The organism is Streptomyces griseus, assembly GCF_900460065.1.
GTDB lineage: Bacteria > Actinomycetota > Actinomycetes > Streptomycetales > Streptomycetaceae > Streptomyces > Streptomyces griseus.
Genome location: NZ_UAVD01000029.1, coordinates 281,653 through 294,796, shown reverse-complemented (window position 1 = coordinate 294,796; position 13,144 = coordinate 281,653). Strand labels below are relative to the sequence as shown.

General features: G+C 70.7%; 11 protein-coding genes. 7 read left to right on the top strand and 4 right to left on the bottom strand.

All coding sequences use genetic code 11. The features are described from left to right. Window positions 1–24 precede the first annotated feature (24 nt). The 7 genes from DTB53_RS21175 (at window position 25) to DTB53_RS21145 (ending at window position 7,300) form a co-directional block, all read left to right on the top strand. Window positions 25–1,335 (top strand): ABC transporter substrate-binding protein, encoded by a 1,311-nt coding sequence (locus tag DTB53_RS21175; RefSeq protein WP_012378036.1) that lies wholly within the window; start codon window positions 25–27, stop codon window positions 1,333–1,335. 11 nt (window positions 1,336–1,346) lie between these two features. Continuing rightward, a complete protein-coding gene (locus DTB53_RS21170; RefSeq protein ID WP_012378037.1) occupies window positions 1,347–2,360 on the top strand; it encodes a carbohydrate ABC transporter permease in 1,014 nt (337 codons plus the stop codon). Continuing rightward, a complete protein-coding gene (locus DTB53_RS21165) occupies window positions 2,353–3,246 on the top strand; it encodes a carbohydrate ABC transporter permease (RefSeq protein ID WP_003964634.1) in 894 nt (297 codons plus the stop codon). Before DTB53_RS21170 ends, DTB53_RS21165 begins: the two co-directional genes overlap by 8 nt. A gap of 47 nt (window positions 3,247–3,293) precedes the next feature. Next, a complete protein-coding gene (locus DTB53_RS21160; RefSeq protein ID WP_042498136.1) occupies window positions 3,294–4,655 on the top strand; it encodes a GH1 family beta-glucosidase in 1,362 nt (453 codons plus the stop codon). 328 nt (window positions 4,656–4,983) lie between these two features. Next, complete coding sequence (locus DTB53_RS21155) at window positions 4,984–5,388, top strand: type II toxin-antitoxin system PemK/MazF family toxin (protein WP_012378040.1); 405 nt, start codon at window positions 4,984–4,986, stop codon at window positions 5,386–5,388. 115 nt (window positions 5,389–5,503) lie between these two features. Then, on the top strand, window positions 5,504–6,007 hold the full coding sequence (locus DTB53_RS21150; protein WP_012378041.1) for a hypothetical protein: 504 nt from the start codon (window positions 5,504–5,506) through the stop codon (window positions 6,005–6,007). A 195-nt stretch (window positions 6,008–6,202) separates the two neighbouring features. Beyond that, entirely contained in the window at window positions 6,203–7,300 is a 1,098-nt protein-coding gene (locus DTB53_RS21145; RefSeq protein ID WP_012378042.1) for a M23 family metallopeptidase, read from the top strand. Window positions 7,301–7,588: 288 nt separating this feature from the next. Here DTB53_RS21145 and DTB53_RS21140 read toward each other — a convergent pair whose 3' ends face one another. From DTB53_RS21140 to DTB53_RS21125, 4 genes are all read right to left on the bottom strand, one after another. Then, a complete protein-coding gene (locus tag DTB53_RS21140) occupies window positions 7,589–8,353 on the bottom strand; it encodes an isocitrate lyase/PEP mutase family protein (protein WP_003964639.1) in 765 nt (254 codons plus the stop codon). Window positions 8,354–8,505: 152 nt separating this feature from the next. Continuing rightward, window positions 8,506–10,272 carry a discoidin domain-containing protein gene (locus DTB53_RS21135; RefSeq protein ID WP_012378043.1) on the bottom strand — a complete coding sequence of 589 codons (1,767 nt, stop codon included), beginning with the start codon at window positions 10,270–10,272 and terminating at the stop codon, window positions 8,506–8,508. Between the two features lie 122 nt (window positions 10,273–10,394). Then, window positions 10,395–11,516 (bottom strand): DUF1996 domain-containing protein, encoded by a 1,122-nt coding sequence (locus tag DTB53_RS21130; protein WP_012378044.1) that lies wholly within the window; start codon window positions 11,514–11,516, stop codon window positions 10,395–10,397. A gap of 325 nt (window positions 11,517–11,841) precedes the next feature. Beyond that, window positions 11,842–12,984 (bottom strand): S1 family peptidase, encoded by a 1,143-nt coding sequence (locus tag DTB53_RS21125; protein WP_012378045.1) that lies wholly within the window; start codon window positions 12,982–12,984, stop codon window positions 11,842–11,844. Window positions 12,985–13,144 lie beyond the last annotated feature (160 nt).

Sequence of the window (13,144 nt, the reverse complement as noted above, 5' to 3'; positions counted from 1 at the left end):
ATCCCCGGAAAGGGGCCACCTCACATGCGTCATGTCAGAGCCGCAAGCACCGCCACCCTCGCCCTCGCCATCGCCGTAGCCGCCACCGGCTGTGGCGGCGGGACCACTTCGGGCGGCAGCAACGAGTCGCCGAAGACCCTCACCTACTGGGCGTCCAACCAGGGCCCCAGCATCGAGGCCGACAAGGAGATCCTCACTCCCGAGCTGAAGAAGTTCGAGAAGGAGACCGGGATCAAGGTGAAGCTGGAGGTCGTGCCGTGGGCCGACCTGCTGAACCGGATCCTCGCCGCCACCAGCTCCGGCCAGGGCCCGGACGTGCTGAACATCGGCAACACCTGGTCGGCCTCGCTCCAGGCGACCGGCGCGCTCCTGCCGTGGGACGAGAAGAACTTCGAGGCGATCGGCGGCCGGGACCGCTTCGTCGACTCGGCGGTCGCCTCGGCCGGCAAGGAGGGTGAGCCGCCCGCCGCGGTGCCGCTGTACTCGCTGGCGTACGCCCTCTACTACAACAAGAAGATGTTCGCCGAGGCGGGCGTCGAGAAGCCCCCGGCCACCTGGGACGAGCTGGTCGCGGCCGGCAAGAAGATATCCAAGGACGGCAAGTGGGGGCTGGGCGCCGAGGGCGGCAACCTCTCCAACAACATCCACCAGACCTTCGTCCTGGGCCAGCAGCACGGCGCCGACTTCTTCGACCAGGACGGCAAGGCGACCTTCACCTCGGACGGTGCGGTCGCGGCGGTGAAGCAGTACGTCGACTTCATGGCCAAGGACAAGATCATCGCGCCCGGCAACGCCGAGTACGCCCAGAACCAGTCGCTCACCGACTTCGCCAAGGGGAAGACGGCGATGGTGCTGTGGCAGGCCGCCGCCTCCACCTTCGCCGCCCAGGGCATGAAGCCCGAGGACTGGGGCGCGGCCCCGGTGCCGGTCCCCGCCGGCGCACCGGGCGCGGGCAAGCAGACCAACTCCATGGTCGCCGGCATCAACATGGCCGTCTTCAAGAACACGAAGAACATCGACGGCGCCAAGAAGTTCGTGAAGTTCATGACGAGCGACGCCGAACAGAAGCTGCTCAACAAGACGTACGGCTCGATCCCGCCGGTGAAGGCCGCCCAGGCCGATGCCGCGTTCGGGGCCCCCGACCTCAAGGTCCTGCGCGACACCCTCGCCACCAGCGCGGCCCCGCTCCCCCAGGTCCCGAACGAGTCCCAGTTCGAGACGGCCGTGGGCACGGCGGTCAAGGAACTGTGGGCGGACGCCGCGGCCGGACGCCCCGTGACCGAGGAATCCGTCAAGGCGCGCCTGGAAAAGGCCCAGCAGACGATGCAGCAGTGAGGCCCTGATCCATGACCGCCACCGTCACCACGGACCCCGAGGTCGACAAGTCGACCGGCACGGGTGCGAGCCGGGGCACCGGGGGTGCGCGCAGGAGACTGCCGCGCATCCCCGACCGGATCCGCCGAGGCGGACTGCCCTACCTCCTGCTCCTGCCCGCCGTCCTGCTCGAACTGCTCATCCACATCATCCCGATGGTCATCGGGATCGTGATGAGCTTCCGGCAGCTCACGCAGTTCTTCATCAACAACTGGGGCGCGGCGCCCTGGTCGGGCCTCGACAACTACAGCATCGCCGTCGACTTCGACGCGCCGATCGGTGAGGCCCTGCTCCACTCGTTCTTCGTGACGTGCGTCTTCACGTTCTTCTCGGTCGGGTTCGCCTGGCTGCTCGGCACCGCGGCGGCGATCCTCCTCCAGGAGAGCTTCCGGGGGCGGGGCGTCCTGCGGGCGATCTTCCTCGTCCCGTACGCCCTGCCGGTCTACGCGGCCGTCATCACCTGGGCGTTCATGTTCCAGCGGGACAACGGGCTGATCAACCACGTCCTGCACGACCAGCTCGGCATCACCGACGAGCCGTCCTTCTGGCTGATCGGCGACAACAGCATCTACACGCTGATCATCGTCTCGGTGTGGAAGGGCTGGCCGTTCGCCTTCCTCATGCTGATGGCCGGGCTCCAGAACATCCCGCGCGAGCTGTACGAGGCCGCCTCGATCGACGGCGCGGGCATCTGGCAGCAGATCCGCCGGATCACCCTGCCCTCGCTGCGCCCGGTCAACCAGGTCCTGGTCCTCGTGCTCTTCCTGTGGACGTTCAACGACTTCAACACGCCGTACGTCCTGTTCGGGAAATCGGCGCCGGAGAGCGCGGACCTGATCTCGATCCACATCTACCAGTCGTCGTTCGTCACCTGGAACTTCGGCACCGGGTCCGCGATGTCGGTCCTGCTGCTGCTGTTCCTGCTGGTCGTGACGGCCGTCTACCTGTTCCTCACCTCGCGCGGAAGGAAGGGCGCCGATGTCTAGCCTCACGCGGCCGACCCGCACCACCCGGTCGCGGACCCGCTCGCCGATGGCAGCGCCGCAGTCCTTCCTCTGGACCCGCCGCATCGTCCTGACCCTGCTCGCCGGTTTCGTCCTGCTGCCCGTCTACGTGATGGTCAGCAGCTCGCTGAAGCCGCTCCAGGACGTGTCGGGCAAGTTCCAGTGGATCCCGTCCTCGCTGACGATCCAGCCGTACTTCGACATCTGGGAGACCGTTCCGCTCGCCAAGTACTTCGTCAACTCGCTGATCGTGGCGGGCTCGGCGACGGTGCTGTCGGTGACCATCGCGGTGTTCTCCGCCTACGCGGTGAGCCGCTACCGGTTCCGGGGCAAGCGGGTCTTCACCGTCACGGTGCTGTCCACACAGATGTTCCCGGGGATCCTCTTCCTCCTCCCGCTGTTCCTCATCTTCGTCAACATCGGCAACAGCACCGGCGTCGCGCTGTACGGCTCGCGCGGCGGGCTCATCCTCACGTATCTGACGTTCTCGCTTCCGTTCTCCATCTGGATGCTCATCGGGTACTTCGACTCCATCCCCCGGGATCTCGACGAAGCGGCCCTGGTCGACGGCTGCGGCCCCGTCCGCGCCCTCTTCCGGGTCGTCGTGCCGGCCGCGGTCCCGGGCATCGTGGCGGTGTCGGTGTACTCCTTCATGACCGCCTGGGGCGAGGTCCTCTTCGCCTCCGTCATGACGAACGACGCCACCCGGACCCTGTCCGTCGGCCTCCAGGGCTACGCCACGCAGAACGACGTGTACTGGAACCAGGTCATGGCCGCGTCCCTCGTCGTCAGCGTTCCGATCGTCGCCGGGTTCCTGCTCCTCCAGCGCTACCTGGTCGCCGGACTCACCGCGGGAGCCGTGAAGTGACCACCACCGGCGAACACCGTCCCGCGTCCCCCGCAGAAAGGCAGCACGTGTCCGACCTCAACGCCCTCCCGGCGGACTTCACCTGGGGCGTCGCCACCGCCGCGTACCAGATCGAGGGAGCCGTGGCCGAGGACGGCCGCTCCCCCTCGATCTGGGACACCTTCTCGCACACCCCCGGCACGATCGACAACGGCGACACGGGGGACGTGGCCTGCGACCACTACCACCGGGTCCCCGAGGACATCGGCCTGATCAAGCAGCTCGGCGCGGACGCCTACCGCTTCTCGATCGCCTGGCCGCGCGTCGTGCCCGGCGGCGACGGGCCGGTCAACAAGGCCGGCCTGGACTTCTACGACCGGCTGGTGGACGGCCTCCTGGAGGCAGGCGTCACCCCGTTCGCCACGCTCTACCACTGGGACCTTCCGCAGGCCCTCCAGGACCGGGGCGGCTGGACCGTACGGGAGACCTCGGAGCACTTCGCGGCGTACGCCTCCCATGCGGTGGAGCGCCTCGGCGACCGCGTCAAGGACTGGGCGACCCTCAACGAGCCGCTGTGCTCGGCCTGGATCGGTCACCTGGAGGGCCGGATGGCGCCGGGGCTCACCGACCTGACCGCCGCCGTGCGGGCCTCCTACCACCTGCACCTGGGCCACGGGCTCGCGGTGCGGGCGATCCGGGCGGCGTCCTCGGACGCCCGGATCGGCATCGTCAACAACCTGAGCCCGATCGAGCCGGCGAGTGCGAGCGAGGCCGACGCGGCCGCGGCCCGCAGGGCCGACGGCCACATCAACCGCTGGTGGCTGGACCCGATCCTGGGGCGCGGCTACCCGCAGGACATGGTGGAGGAGTACGGCGTCGAACTTCCGGTGCGGCCGGGCGACTTGGAGACGATCGCCGCCCCGCTGGACTGGCTGGGGTTGAACTACTACTTCCGGCAGATCGTCGCCGCGGACCCGGACGGAACCGCTCCGCGCGCCAAGCAGGTCCCGGTCCCCGGCGCCCGGCTGACCCACATGGACTGGGAGGTCCACGCGGCGGGCCTGGAGCAGCTGTTGGTGCGCCTGAGCGAGGAGTACGGCGTCCGGCGGATCTACGTCACCGAGAACGGCTCGGCCTACGAGGACGTCGTCGCGGCGGACGGCTCGGTCCACGATCCGGAGCGCGTCCGCTACCTGGAGGAGCACCTCGCCGCCTGCGCCCGCGCGGTCGACCGGGGAGCCCCGCTGGCCGGGTACTTCGCCTGGTCGCTGATGGACAACTTCGAGTGGGCCTACGGCTACGACAAGAGGTTCGGCCTGGTCCACGTGGACTACGCGACCCAGCGGCGTACGGTCAAGAGCAGCGGCCGCCGGTACGCGGAGCTGGTCCGGAAGCACGCTGAGCGGCGCGGCGGCCGGGCGGCCGTCTGACCCGCTCCCGCCCGCTCCGGCCGGCCCCCTCCGGCCGCGGCGAACCCTCGCCGCGGCCGGAGGCGTGCCGGCGGGACGGCCCCGGCGCCCGGTGCCGCTCAGCGGGCGTGTGCGTCTCCGCCGCACGGGGCGGGGCGGACGGCGGCCGTCCATCGGTCCGATCAGATCCGCGAACGCCTCCCGCCGGCGGGCAGGGGCTACGCTGTGACCCGCGGGCACCGCGTGATCGTCTGTCTTCGGACACGATGGCCGGCGGAGGCCGCCATCCGTCTCCCCAGCGCGTCGGACGCGCGCGGCGTCCACCCGCCGTCCCGTGTCAGGAGGAGCTGTGCAACGTGGCGAAGTCTGGTGGGTGGAGTTCGACGAGCTGCGGCCGGTCGTACTGCTGTCGGGAGACGAGGCGTCCGGGATCCGGGTGATGCAGGTCGTCGCTCGGGCGGGTGTCGACGTCACCGGGCTGGGCGTCGAAGTGCCCGTGGGCGCCGTGGACGGACTGCCCTTCGACGGGGTGCTCCGGTTCGCGTTCCCGCGTCCGGGCCTCGCCCCCTGTACGTGGCTGACCACCGTGTCCCGTCACGACCTGATCGAGCGGGCGGGCGTCCTGTCCTCCTCGAAACTCGGCGAGATCGAGAACGCGCTCCGTCTCGGTGAGCAGGCGAAGGAGTGGACCCCTGCGACGGCCGCGAAGCTCAGCGAGATGAGGGACGCGCTCCGTCAGGGTCGTCCCGGGTAGGCCGGGGGCGGTTCGCGCGGTCTCGACGACATGCCGGTCTCTTCCGTATACGGGTCTCTTCCGTGTCCGCGGCGCCGCGGGGACCAGCACGAGGATCTCTGACGAGGAGCAGGACATGGGGAGTCCACTGAAAAGGGTCTCCGGGGTCCGGTGGGGACACCTGCGCGACGCGACGGGAGCCGCGGCCCACGGCATCCCTCCCCTGCTGTCCCGGATCGCCCACGGGGACGAGCGGACGGCTCGCCTCGCCGTCGACGACCTGGGCGACGCCATCTGCGCGCTGGGGTTCGTCGTCGGCGAGGCGACAGCTCCGACGGTACCGTTCCTTCTCGAACTGGCCGGGTCGCCGCACACGGCCTGCAAGGCCGAGGTGTTCGGCCTTCTGGGAGACATCTGCCGGACCGACCAGTGGCACTCGGCCGCGGCGACGACGCGGGGCCGCGGACACGACGCGGGCTTCCAGCGGCAACGCGGATGGGAGGCGGCCTCGCGGTCAGCCGTACACACGGGCAGGTCGGTCATCGAGGGCGTCGCCTCCTCCGTACGGCCGGAGGAGGCGACGCCTGCTCGGACGTTGCTGCGGCTGATGGACGAGGTCCCGCCGTTCCCCGACCACTGAGCGTCCGCAGCGGGCGCGACGCGGACAGCGATCATCGGAGACCGGAGGTTCGCGGGCCTGTCGCCCTCAGCGAGCTACGCGCATAGACTTGGCGCAGACATGACATGGACTTCCTGATGTGGGCCGCGCGCTCCACCCAGCTCGCGCGGCTGTCGGCCTGTCAGGGCCCCTCCTCCAGAAGGGACACCACCCACCATGCTCGCCAAACTGTCCGTGAGAACCGCCGTCACCGCCCTCGCCGCCCTCGGCCTGCTCGCCACCGCACCCTCGGCGACGGCGGCTCTCCGCGACCCCGCCGCGAAGCCCGCCGCGGCCTCCGCCCAGTCGCCCTCCCCCGACGTCACCGTGAAGATGCCGTCCGCCGTGGCCGACCGCCTGGGCACCGATCGGCAGACACTGATCGACGCCGTCTCCACAGACGTCCTCTCCCGGTCCCACGATGCCGAAGGCCTCTCCCCGAAGGCCGCCGTCAGCAAGCTCGCCGGCGAAAGCCGCAAGGTGGTCGTCGACGTCCGTACGGCCTCGGCGAACTGGGCTCGCGGCGTCGCGTACGTCGAAGCGCCCCGCACCCACCATGCCGAGCCGGAGGGCTGGCTCTACATCGCCCACCGCAAGGACGGGCAGTGGATCCCGGGTCTTGAGGGCGACCGCGCCTTCGCCGACCACGTGGCGAAATCCCCGCTGGTCGGCACGGCGGAGCGGCAGACCATGACGGCGTACGCTCAGCGCAAGGCGACTCCCCAGCAGGAGACGCCGTCGGTGGAGGCCGCGGCCGCCAACACCAACGGACTGCTGCTGCCGTGGATGCCCGACTACTACATGACGCTCACCGGTGGGGCGCACTCCCACACCGGCTCGACGGGCTACTGGAGCAGCCTCGACTTCGCGGGGGGCAACGCCAGCGGGCGGGTCCGCTCGTCCAGGGAGGGAACGGCGACCTCGATGTGCGGCGCCGGAGGCGGCTGGACCAGGGTGATCCACCCCGGCGGCTTCTCGACGGACTACTACCACATGTGGAACAGCACCTACTACAACGGAACATCGATCGCCCGCAGCGCCCTGCTCGGCAACATCGGCACCGACACCTGCGCCGGCGGGGCGGCGACCGGAGCCCACGTGCACTGGAGCCTGCGCACGTACGACGCCAACTACAACGGCCAGTACACCTGGCTCAACGGCCGCACCATCGGCGGCTGGGCCTGGTGGAACGGCTCCAGCCAGTACACCGGTTGCGCGACCCGCTCGGGCGTCACCGCCTGCCCCGGCACGGCGATCTACAACCGCACCGGCTGACCGCCGTTCCGTGCCGCCGCCCCGGACTCGGGCCGGGGCGGCGGCACGGGGCTGGACGGGCGGGGCCGCCGTCCGAAGGCCGGGGCGGTCACCCTTGCCCGCAAGGCCGCCGCCCCGGCCCCGCGGAGGCGGCCCGGCGGATCAGCACACAGCGCCGGAGGCGGTGCGTCGCCCGGGCCGGCCCTCAGGCGCGGGAGCGTCCGCGTACCGAACGCCCGGAGTTGTTCGACAACGCGGCGGGGCGCCGCGGTTGCCGACGTGCCCCGGCCGGGAACTGCGGGACGGCCCTCAGGGGGCCCACGGCCCGAGCACGCCCTTCATCGCGTCCGTCATCGCGAACTGCAGCAGCGGGCCGTAGGTGATGCGGCCGACGCCGAGGCGGCGGAAGCGTTCGAGGTCGTGCTTGACCGGGTGGGCCGTGGAGTTCACCGGTACGGAGACCGCGGCCGTCACCGCCGCGAGCAGTGCGTCGTCGTCCTGGATGCGCACCGGGTAGACGCTGTCGGCGCCCGCCTGCTCCAGGGCGCGCAGGCGCTCGATCGCCTCGTCGAGGACGGCGGCGGCATCCTCCGCGTGCAGGAACAGGTCGGTGCGCCCGTTGATCCAGACCGGGACCCCCGCGTCGTCGGCCGCCGCGCGCAGGCCGGCGATGTAGGTGGCGTGCTCCTGCGTGGTGCGCAGGCGTCCGCCCTCCGAGTGGACGGTGTCCTCGATGTTGAGGCCGACGCCGCCGACCTCGATGAGTCCGGCGACGAGATCCGCGGGGCGCTGCCCGTAGCCGGCCTCCAGGTCCACGGAGACGGGGACGTCGACCGCCGCGATGATCGGCGCGACGGCGGCGAGCACCTCCTCGAAGGTCTGCCCCTCCTGGTCGTCGGCCCCCCGGGAGTCGGCGAGCGGGTGGCTGCCGACCGTCAGCGCGGGGAATCCGGCGTCGGCCGCCGTCCGCGCCGACCAGACGTCCCAGACGGTCGGCAGTACGAGGGGCCGGTGCTCGGCGTGCAGGTGCTTGAGGCGCTGAGCGCGCTCGACGGTATCGCTGCGAAGATCCATGCCGGGCACGCTACCCCCCGCGCCGTGCCGGTGGGGCACGGCCGGGGACGCGACGAGCCCGCGGCGGTCACGGATGTCCGTGGCCGCCGCGGGCTCCCTGCGCGCCGACAGCGGGGATGGGACGGCGCGGAGGGCTTCGTGGCCCTGCCGGATCAGCTCCGGTAGACGCCGAACTCGTAGAGCGAGTAGCCCCACGGGGTGCCGCGTTCGGAGGCGCTCACGCGGACGTAGCGGGCGTTCCCCGCCACCTCGATGTCATCGATGCCGCCGTTGCCCGCCGTCTGGGTGTGGACGGTGTTCCAGTCCTGGCCGTTGTCCGAGGTCTGGACCGTGTACGCCTTGGCGTAGGCCGCCTCCCAGGCCAGCTGGACATGGTCGAAGGAGGTGGTCGCGCCCAGGTCGACCTGGATCCACTGCCGGTCGGCCCACTCGCTGGCCCAGCGGGTGTCGAAGGAACCGTCGACGGCGTTGGCCGCCGGGCAGGGGCAGCCGACGCTGTCCGGCTGGAAGGACGAGGCCTCGGCGGGCTTCCCGGAGGCCAGGTTCACCCCGTCGACCCGGGGCGGCACCACCTTGAAGGACTTCGTCTCGATGCCGACGTTGCCCTTGCCGTCGGTCGACTTGAGGTAGACCTTCCAGACGCCGAGCCTGTCCGGTGCGGTGACCTCGAACGTGCCGTCACCCCGGTCGGTGAAGGCCGTTTCCGTCAACTGCCCGCCGTTGTCGATGTACTTGGAGTTGACCAGCACCTGGTGGGTGAGCGGGTCGCCGTCCGGGTCGGAGACGGACGCCTTGAACGTGAACGGCTTGCCCGCCTCGACGGCCGAGGCGTTGTCGACGGTCATGCCGCTGATGACCGGCGGGGTGTTGTCACCGGACGTGTCCGCGCCGAACGCCTCCTTCACGGCGTAGTAGGAGAGCCGCTTCTGGCCCGCGGGGAGCAGGTTGAACCAGACGCCGCCGAAGTCGTACTCGGTGCCGTAGTGGAACAGCGTGGCGCCGAGCGAGACCCCCTGATGCCCGTTCACACAGTCCCAGGCCCGCTGGTAGCCCTCGGCCTTCGCGACGTCGCCGGGCTCGTCCGGTACGCCGTTGGCGTCGTCCGGGACCTCCCACTCACCGGCGGGCCCGCCCTCGGTGACGATGTAGGGCTTGTCGTAACCGCCGCTCTCCCAGGTGCCCTTGATGTCGCAGACGGCGTCGTAGGAGTTCACGGCGTACAGGTCGAGGTCGGGCGCGTTCTTCTGGTAGTAGGGCCAGGCCCCGGTCCACGCGTCGGTCGAGGTGACCGGGTGGTTCGGGTCGACCGCGTGGATCTTCTTGGCGACCTCGTTGACGAAGGTGGTGTAGGCGTCGCGCTGCTGCTCCAACGCGGCGCCGCTGTAGCAGTTCTGCAGACCGAGCACCGACTCGTTGCCGACGTTCCACATGAGGACGCCCTCGTGGTCCTTGTAGGCCTCCACCCACTTCGGGAACTCGGCGAGCATGTCGTTCTTGTACGCGGTGTCCGTCAGGTAGTTCACACAGCCGCCGCTGCCGGGACCGCCGCCCGGTTGCAGCCAGAAACCGGCGATCGCCTTGATGCCGTTCGCCGCCGCGGAGTCGAGCAGGGGTTTCGTGGTGGCGTCGGTGCCCCACGTACGGATCGTGTTGACGCCCATCGACTTCACGTCGGGCATGTACTGCCCGGCGTCCGCGACGGACGGGCCCCAGGTCAGGCCCTTCACGGTGTACGGGGTGCCGTCCACGGTCAGCTGCCAGGCGCCCTGGGAGCCGGTCACCTTCACCACGCTGCCGGCGGCCTGCGCGACGGGGGCCGGAAGCGCGGCCCCGGCGGCGGCCAGGAGGCCGGCGACGGCGAGGCGCGCGGTGGTACGGCCACGGGGGCGGGCCGGTCGTCGAGAACGGGACGTGATCATGGGGGGAGAAGCTCCTCACGGGAGTCGGGGTGCGGGTGGGGGTACCGAGGTGCGAGGGAATCTGGAGAGCGCTCTCCCTCATGGGTGCGGTGCGCCCATGAGGGAGACGCGACGGGGAGGGGTCAGGGTCGGGGCAGTTCGTAGTTCTCGTCGAGGGCCGCGCCCTCGCCCGGGTTGTTCTCGTCGTAGCCACGGGCGTTGCACTGGAGAGCGCCGACGATGCAGTGGTCGACGAGGGCGTCGAGCGTGGCGTCGTCCCAGGCGTTGAAGAAGTCGTAGTGGAAGGAGTGGCCGGTGCCGCTGGCCAGCCTCACCCGCGACATGTCACCGTTGACCGGCCACGCCATCTTGAACTCGATCATCGGCAGGGCGACCGGGTGGCTCGGCGGGCAGACGTCCTGGTTCGCCCCCATCACGACCGGGTAGGCCATGTGGGCCTTGTGGTCGGGGGTGTCCAGATACTTGCCGTCCCAGCAACTGGGCGCCTGCATGCGCAGGTTGAGCTGGGTGTCCCGGCTGGTCGGGCAGGCGGCCGGGAAGTCGTAGTTGTGGTAGCTCTCGCCGCACTCGTACCCCTCGACCATGCCGGGGTGGTTGCGGAACTCCTCGGCGGTCTGCGTGGGGCTGCCGACGACGAACCGCAGCCCCTTGGGGAAGGGCCGCACCGTGCGGTAGTCGGTGACTCCGGCCTTGTAGTAGATGGTCTGGGGGCCGATCGGCCGGACCTCCTCGTTCCCGTTGTAGAGGGTCGGCATCCAGTACGCGGACCGGTCACCGGGCGCCAGGCACGTGGTGCCGCCCGCGCCGAGGGACGCGGTGGTGCTGTTCGCGTTCGTCGTGTCGTTGCCCATGAACGTGTGGTCGTGCGAGGCGCCGGCCCGGCCCGGATAGACGATCGGGTCGTCCGGGGCGGTGTGGTTGACCGAGCAGTTGGCCTGGAACTCGTGGAAGTAGCGGTGCGGCGGGATCTCGTCGGACGGCTCCACGCCCGTGACCGGCGGTTCCGCGGGTATGTAGCCGTCGCCGTCGGGGTCGTCCCCGAAGGCCACGGGCTTGGCCGGCGCCATCGCGTGCCCCTGCGCGACGTGCGAGGCCGCGGCGGGCTTGCCGGCCGCCTCCGGGGCCGCGTCGGCGGCGCCCGGGCCGGCGTTCGCGATCGCGGACAGCCCGAGCGCGACGAGCGCCAGGGCGGTGGCCACGACCAGCACGGACACCAGGGTTGATCGGTTGAGTCTTGTCGCCATAGGGGCCTCCATGCCGCTCTTCATCCCTGCACTTCGGTGCACGGTGGGGGGAAAGGGTGAGCTGGACGGTGCAGCCGGGAAGAGACTCCACCCTGCGCGTCACGAGGCCGGCGGACCGCGGGATCCCTTTGGGAGAGCGCTCTCCAAAGCGGTGCCAGTGTTGCGCCGAGGCTGAGAGGGTGTCAATAGCTTGTGAACGATGCGCTGCCGAAGGGCTGGTGGCGCACGGAAGCGGCCCCGCACACCGGCGGGGCCGCTCCATGGTCCTACGTCGCCACGCCGGGGGCCGCTCCGCCGGGGAGGGCGGCGGGACGGCTCCCCGGGATCACGCGGTGTGGAGCCTCAGCCCGTACCGGTTGAGGATCTCGTTGATCGGCTGGTACCAGGTCTCGCCGCCGCTGGTGCAGTTGCCCCAGCCGCCCGAGGTGACGCCCTGGGCCTGGTCGCCGCTGATGAACGAGCCGCCGGAGTCACCGCCCTGGGCGCAGACGCTCGTCTTGGTCATCTGGTGGACGGCGCCCTGGCTGTAGTTGACGGTCTCGTTCTTGGCGAGGACACGGCCGCAGTGCCAGCGCGTGGTGGACCCGGAGCGGCAGATAGAGGCGCCGATCGGGGCCTCGTTCGAGCCACGGACGAGCTGGTCCGGGACGGTGCCCCAGCCGAGCACGACGGGGACGGTCCACCAGCCGCTGCCGACGTTCACCCAGGCGTAGTCGTCACCGGGGAAGGACGAGCCCTGGAAGTTGCCGATGTAGGAGTTGTCCCAGCCGCGGACCTGCTGACCGGTGCCGCCGCAGTGCCCGGCGGTGACGAAGCCGCCGTGCACGGAGAAGCCGATGGAACAGCGGACGTTGCCCGTGTAGTACGGGTCGCCGCCGACCGTTCCGGCGGCGAAGGTCTGCGGAGCCTCGGCGGTCGTCCTCACGGTGACGGGACCGGCCTTGCGGGCCTTGGTGACGAAGGCGCGGACATCGTTGTCAGTCTGCTCGGCGGCGACGACGTTCACGACGACGCGGCTGGTGGCCGGGTCGACGTGCCAGCTGCTCACACCGGAGGGGGCCTTCAGGGCGTCGATCCGCGCCTTGGCGGCGTCGAGGCTCTTGGCCGAGTGCTCGACGAGCCGGGCGCCGGCACCGGTGGCCCGTACGGCTTCGGCCTTCTCGGCGGTGGTGACCGCGACGGTCAGCTTGCCGGACTTCGCATCGAGCCAGGAGCCCCCGAAGGCGGAGCCGGCAGCGCGCTGCGCCTTCTTCTCCAGGGCGGTGGCGGCCTTCTCGTCGGCGAGCCGGGTGAGGGCCTGCTTCTCGGTGAGGCCGAGGTCGCGCTGCATGGCGGAGAGCAGGGCGGCGGAGGCGGGAGGCTCGGCGGGGGCGGGCGCGGCGGAGGCGGACACCGGGCCGGCGGCGGTCCAGGCCCCGATGACCAGGAGCGCGGACAGACCGGTGCGCAGCAGGGTTGCGTGTCTCAAGGGAGTGGCCCTTCCTGTTGTTCCAACGACGTGGGGGTGGAACGGGAGGCGTCCGGGAGCGCGATCCGATCGTGCTTTTTGAGAGCGCTCTCAGATGTGCCGTTCCCGGACTGTAGCGGAGTTCAAGGGTCAGGTCCATGCCAATCACAGGCGTGCGCGG

Bases quoted from the DNA above. Each gene is read 5' to 3' on its own strand.
- DTB53_RS21175 (WP_012378036.1), top strand. From the start codon at position 25: ATGCGTCATGTCAGAGCCGCAAGCACCGCCACCCTCGCCCTCGCCATC.
- DTB53_RS21170 (WP_012378037.1), top strand. From the start codon at position 1,347: ATGACCGCCACCGTCACCACGGACCCCGAGGTCGACAAGTCGACCGGC.
- DTB53_RS21165 (WP_003964634.1), top strand. From the start codon at position 2,353: ATGTCTAGCCTCACGCGGCCGACCCGCACCACCCGGTCGCGGACCCGC.
- DTB53_RS21150 (WP_012378041.1), top strand. From the start codon at position 5,504: ATGGGGAGTCCACTGAAAAGGGTCTCCGGGGTCCGGTGGGGACACCTG.
- DTB53_RS21145 (WP_012378042.1), top strand. From the start codon at position 6,203: ATGCTCGCCAAACTGTCCGTGAGAACCGCCGTCACCGCCCTCGCCGCC.
- DTB53_RS21140 (WP_003964639.1), bottom strand. From the start codon at position 8,353: ATGGATCTTCGCAGCGATACCGTCGAGCGCGCTCAGCGCCTCAAGCAC.
- DTB53_RS21135 (WP_012378043.1), bottom strand. From the start codon at position 10,272: ATGATCACGTCCCGTTCTCGACGACCGGCCCGCCCCCGTGGCCGTACC.
- DTB53_RS21130 (WP_012378044.1), bottom strand. From the start codon at position 11,516: ATGGCGACAAGACTCAACCGATCAACCCTGGTGTCCGTGCTGGTCGTG.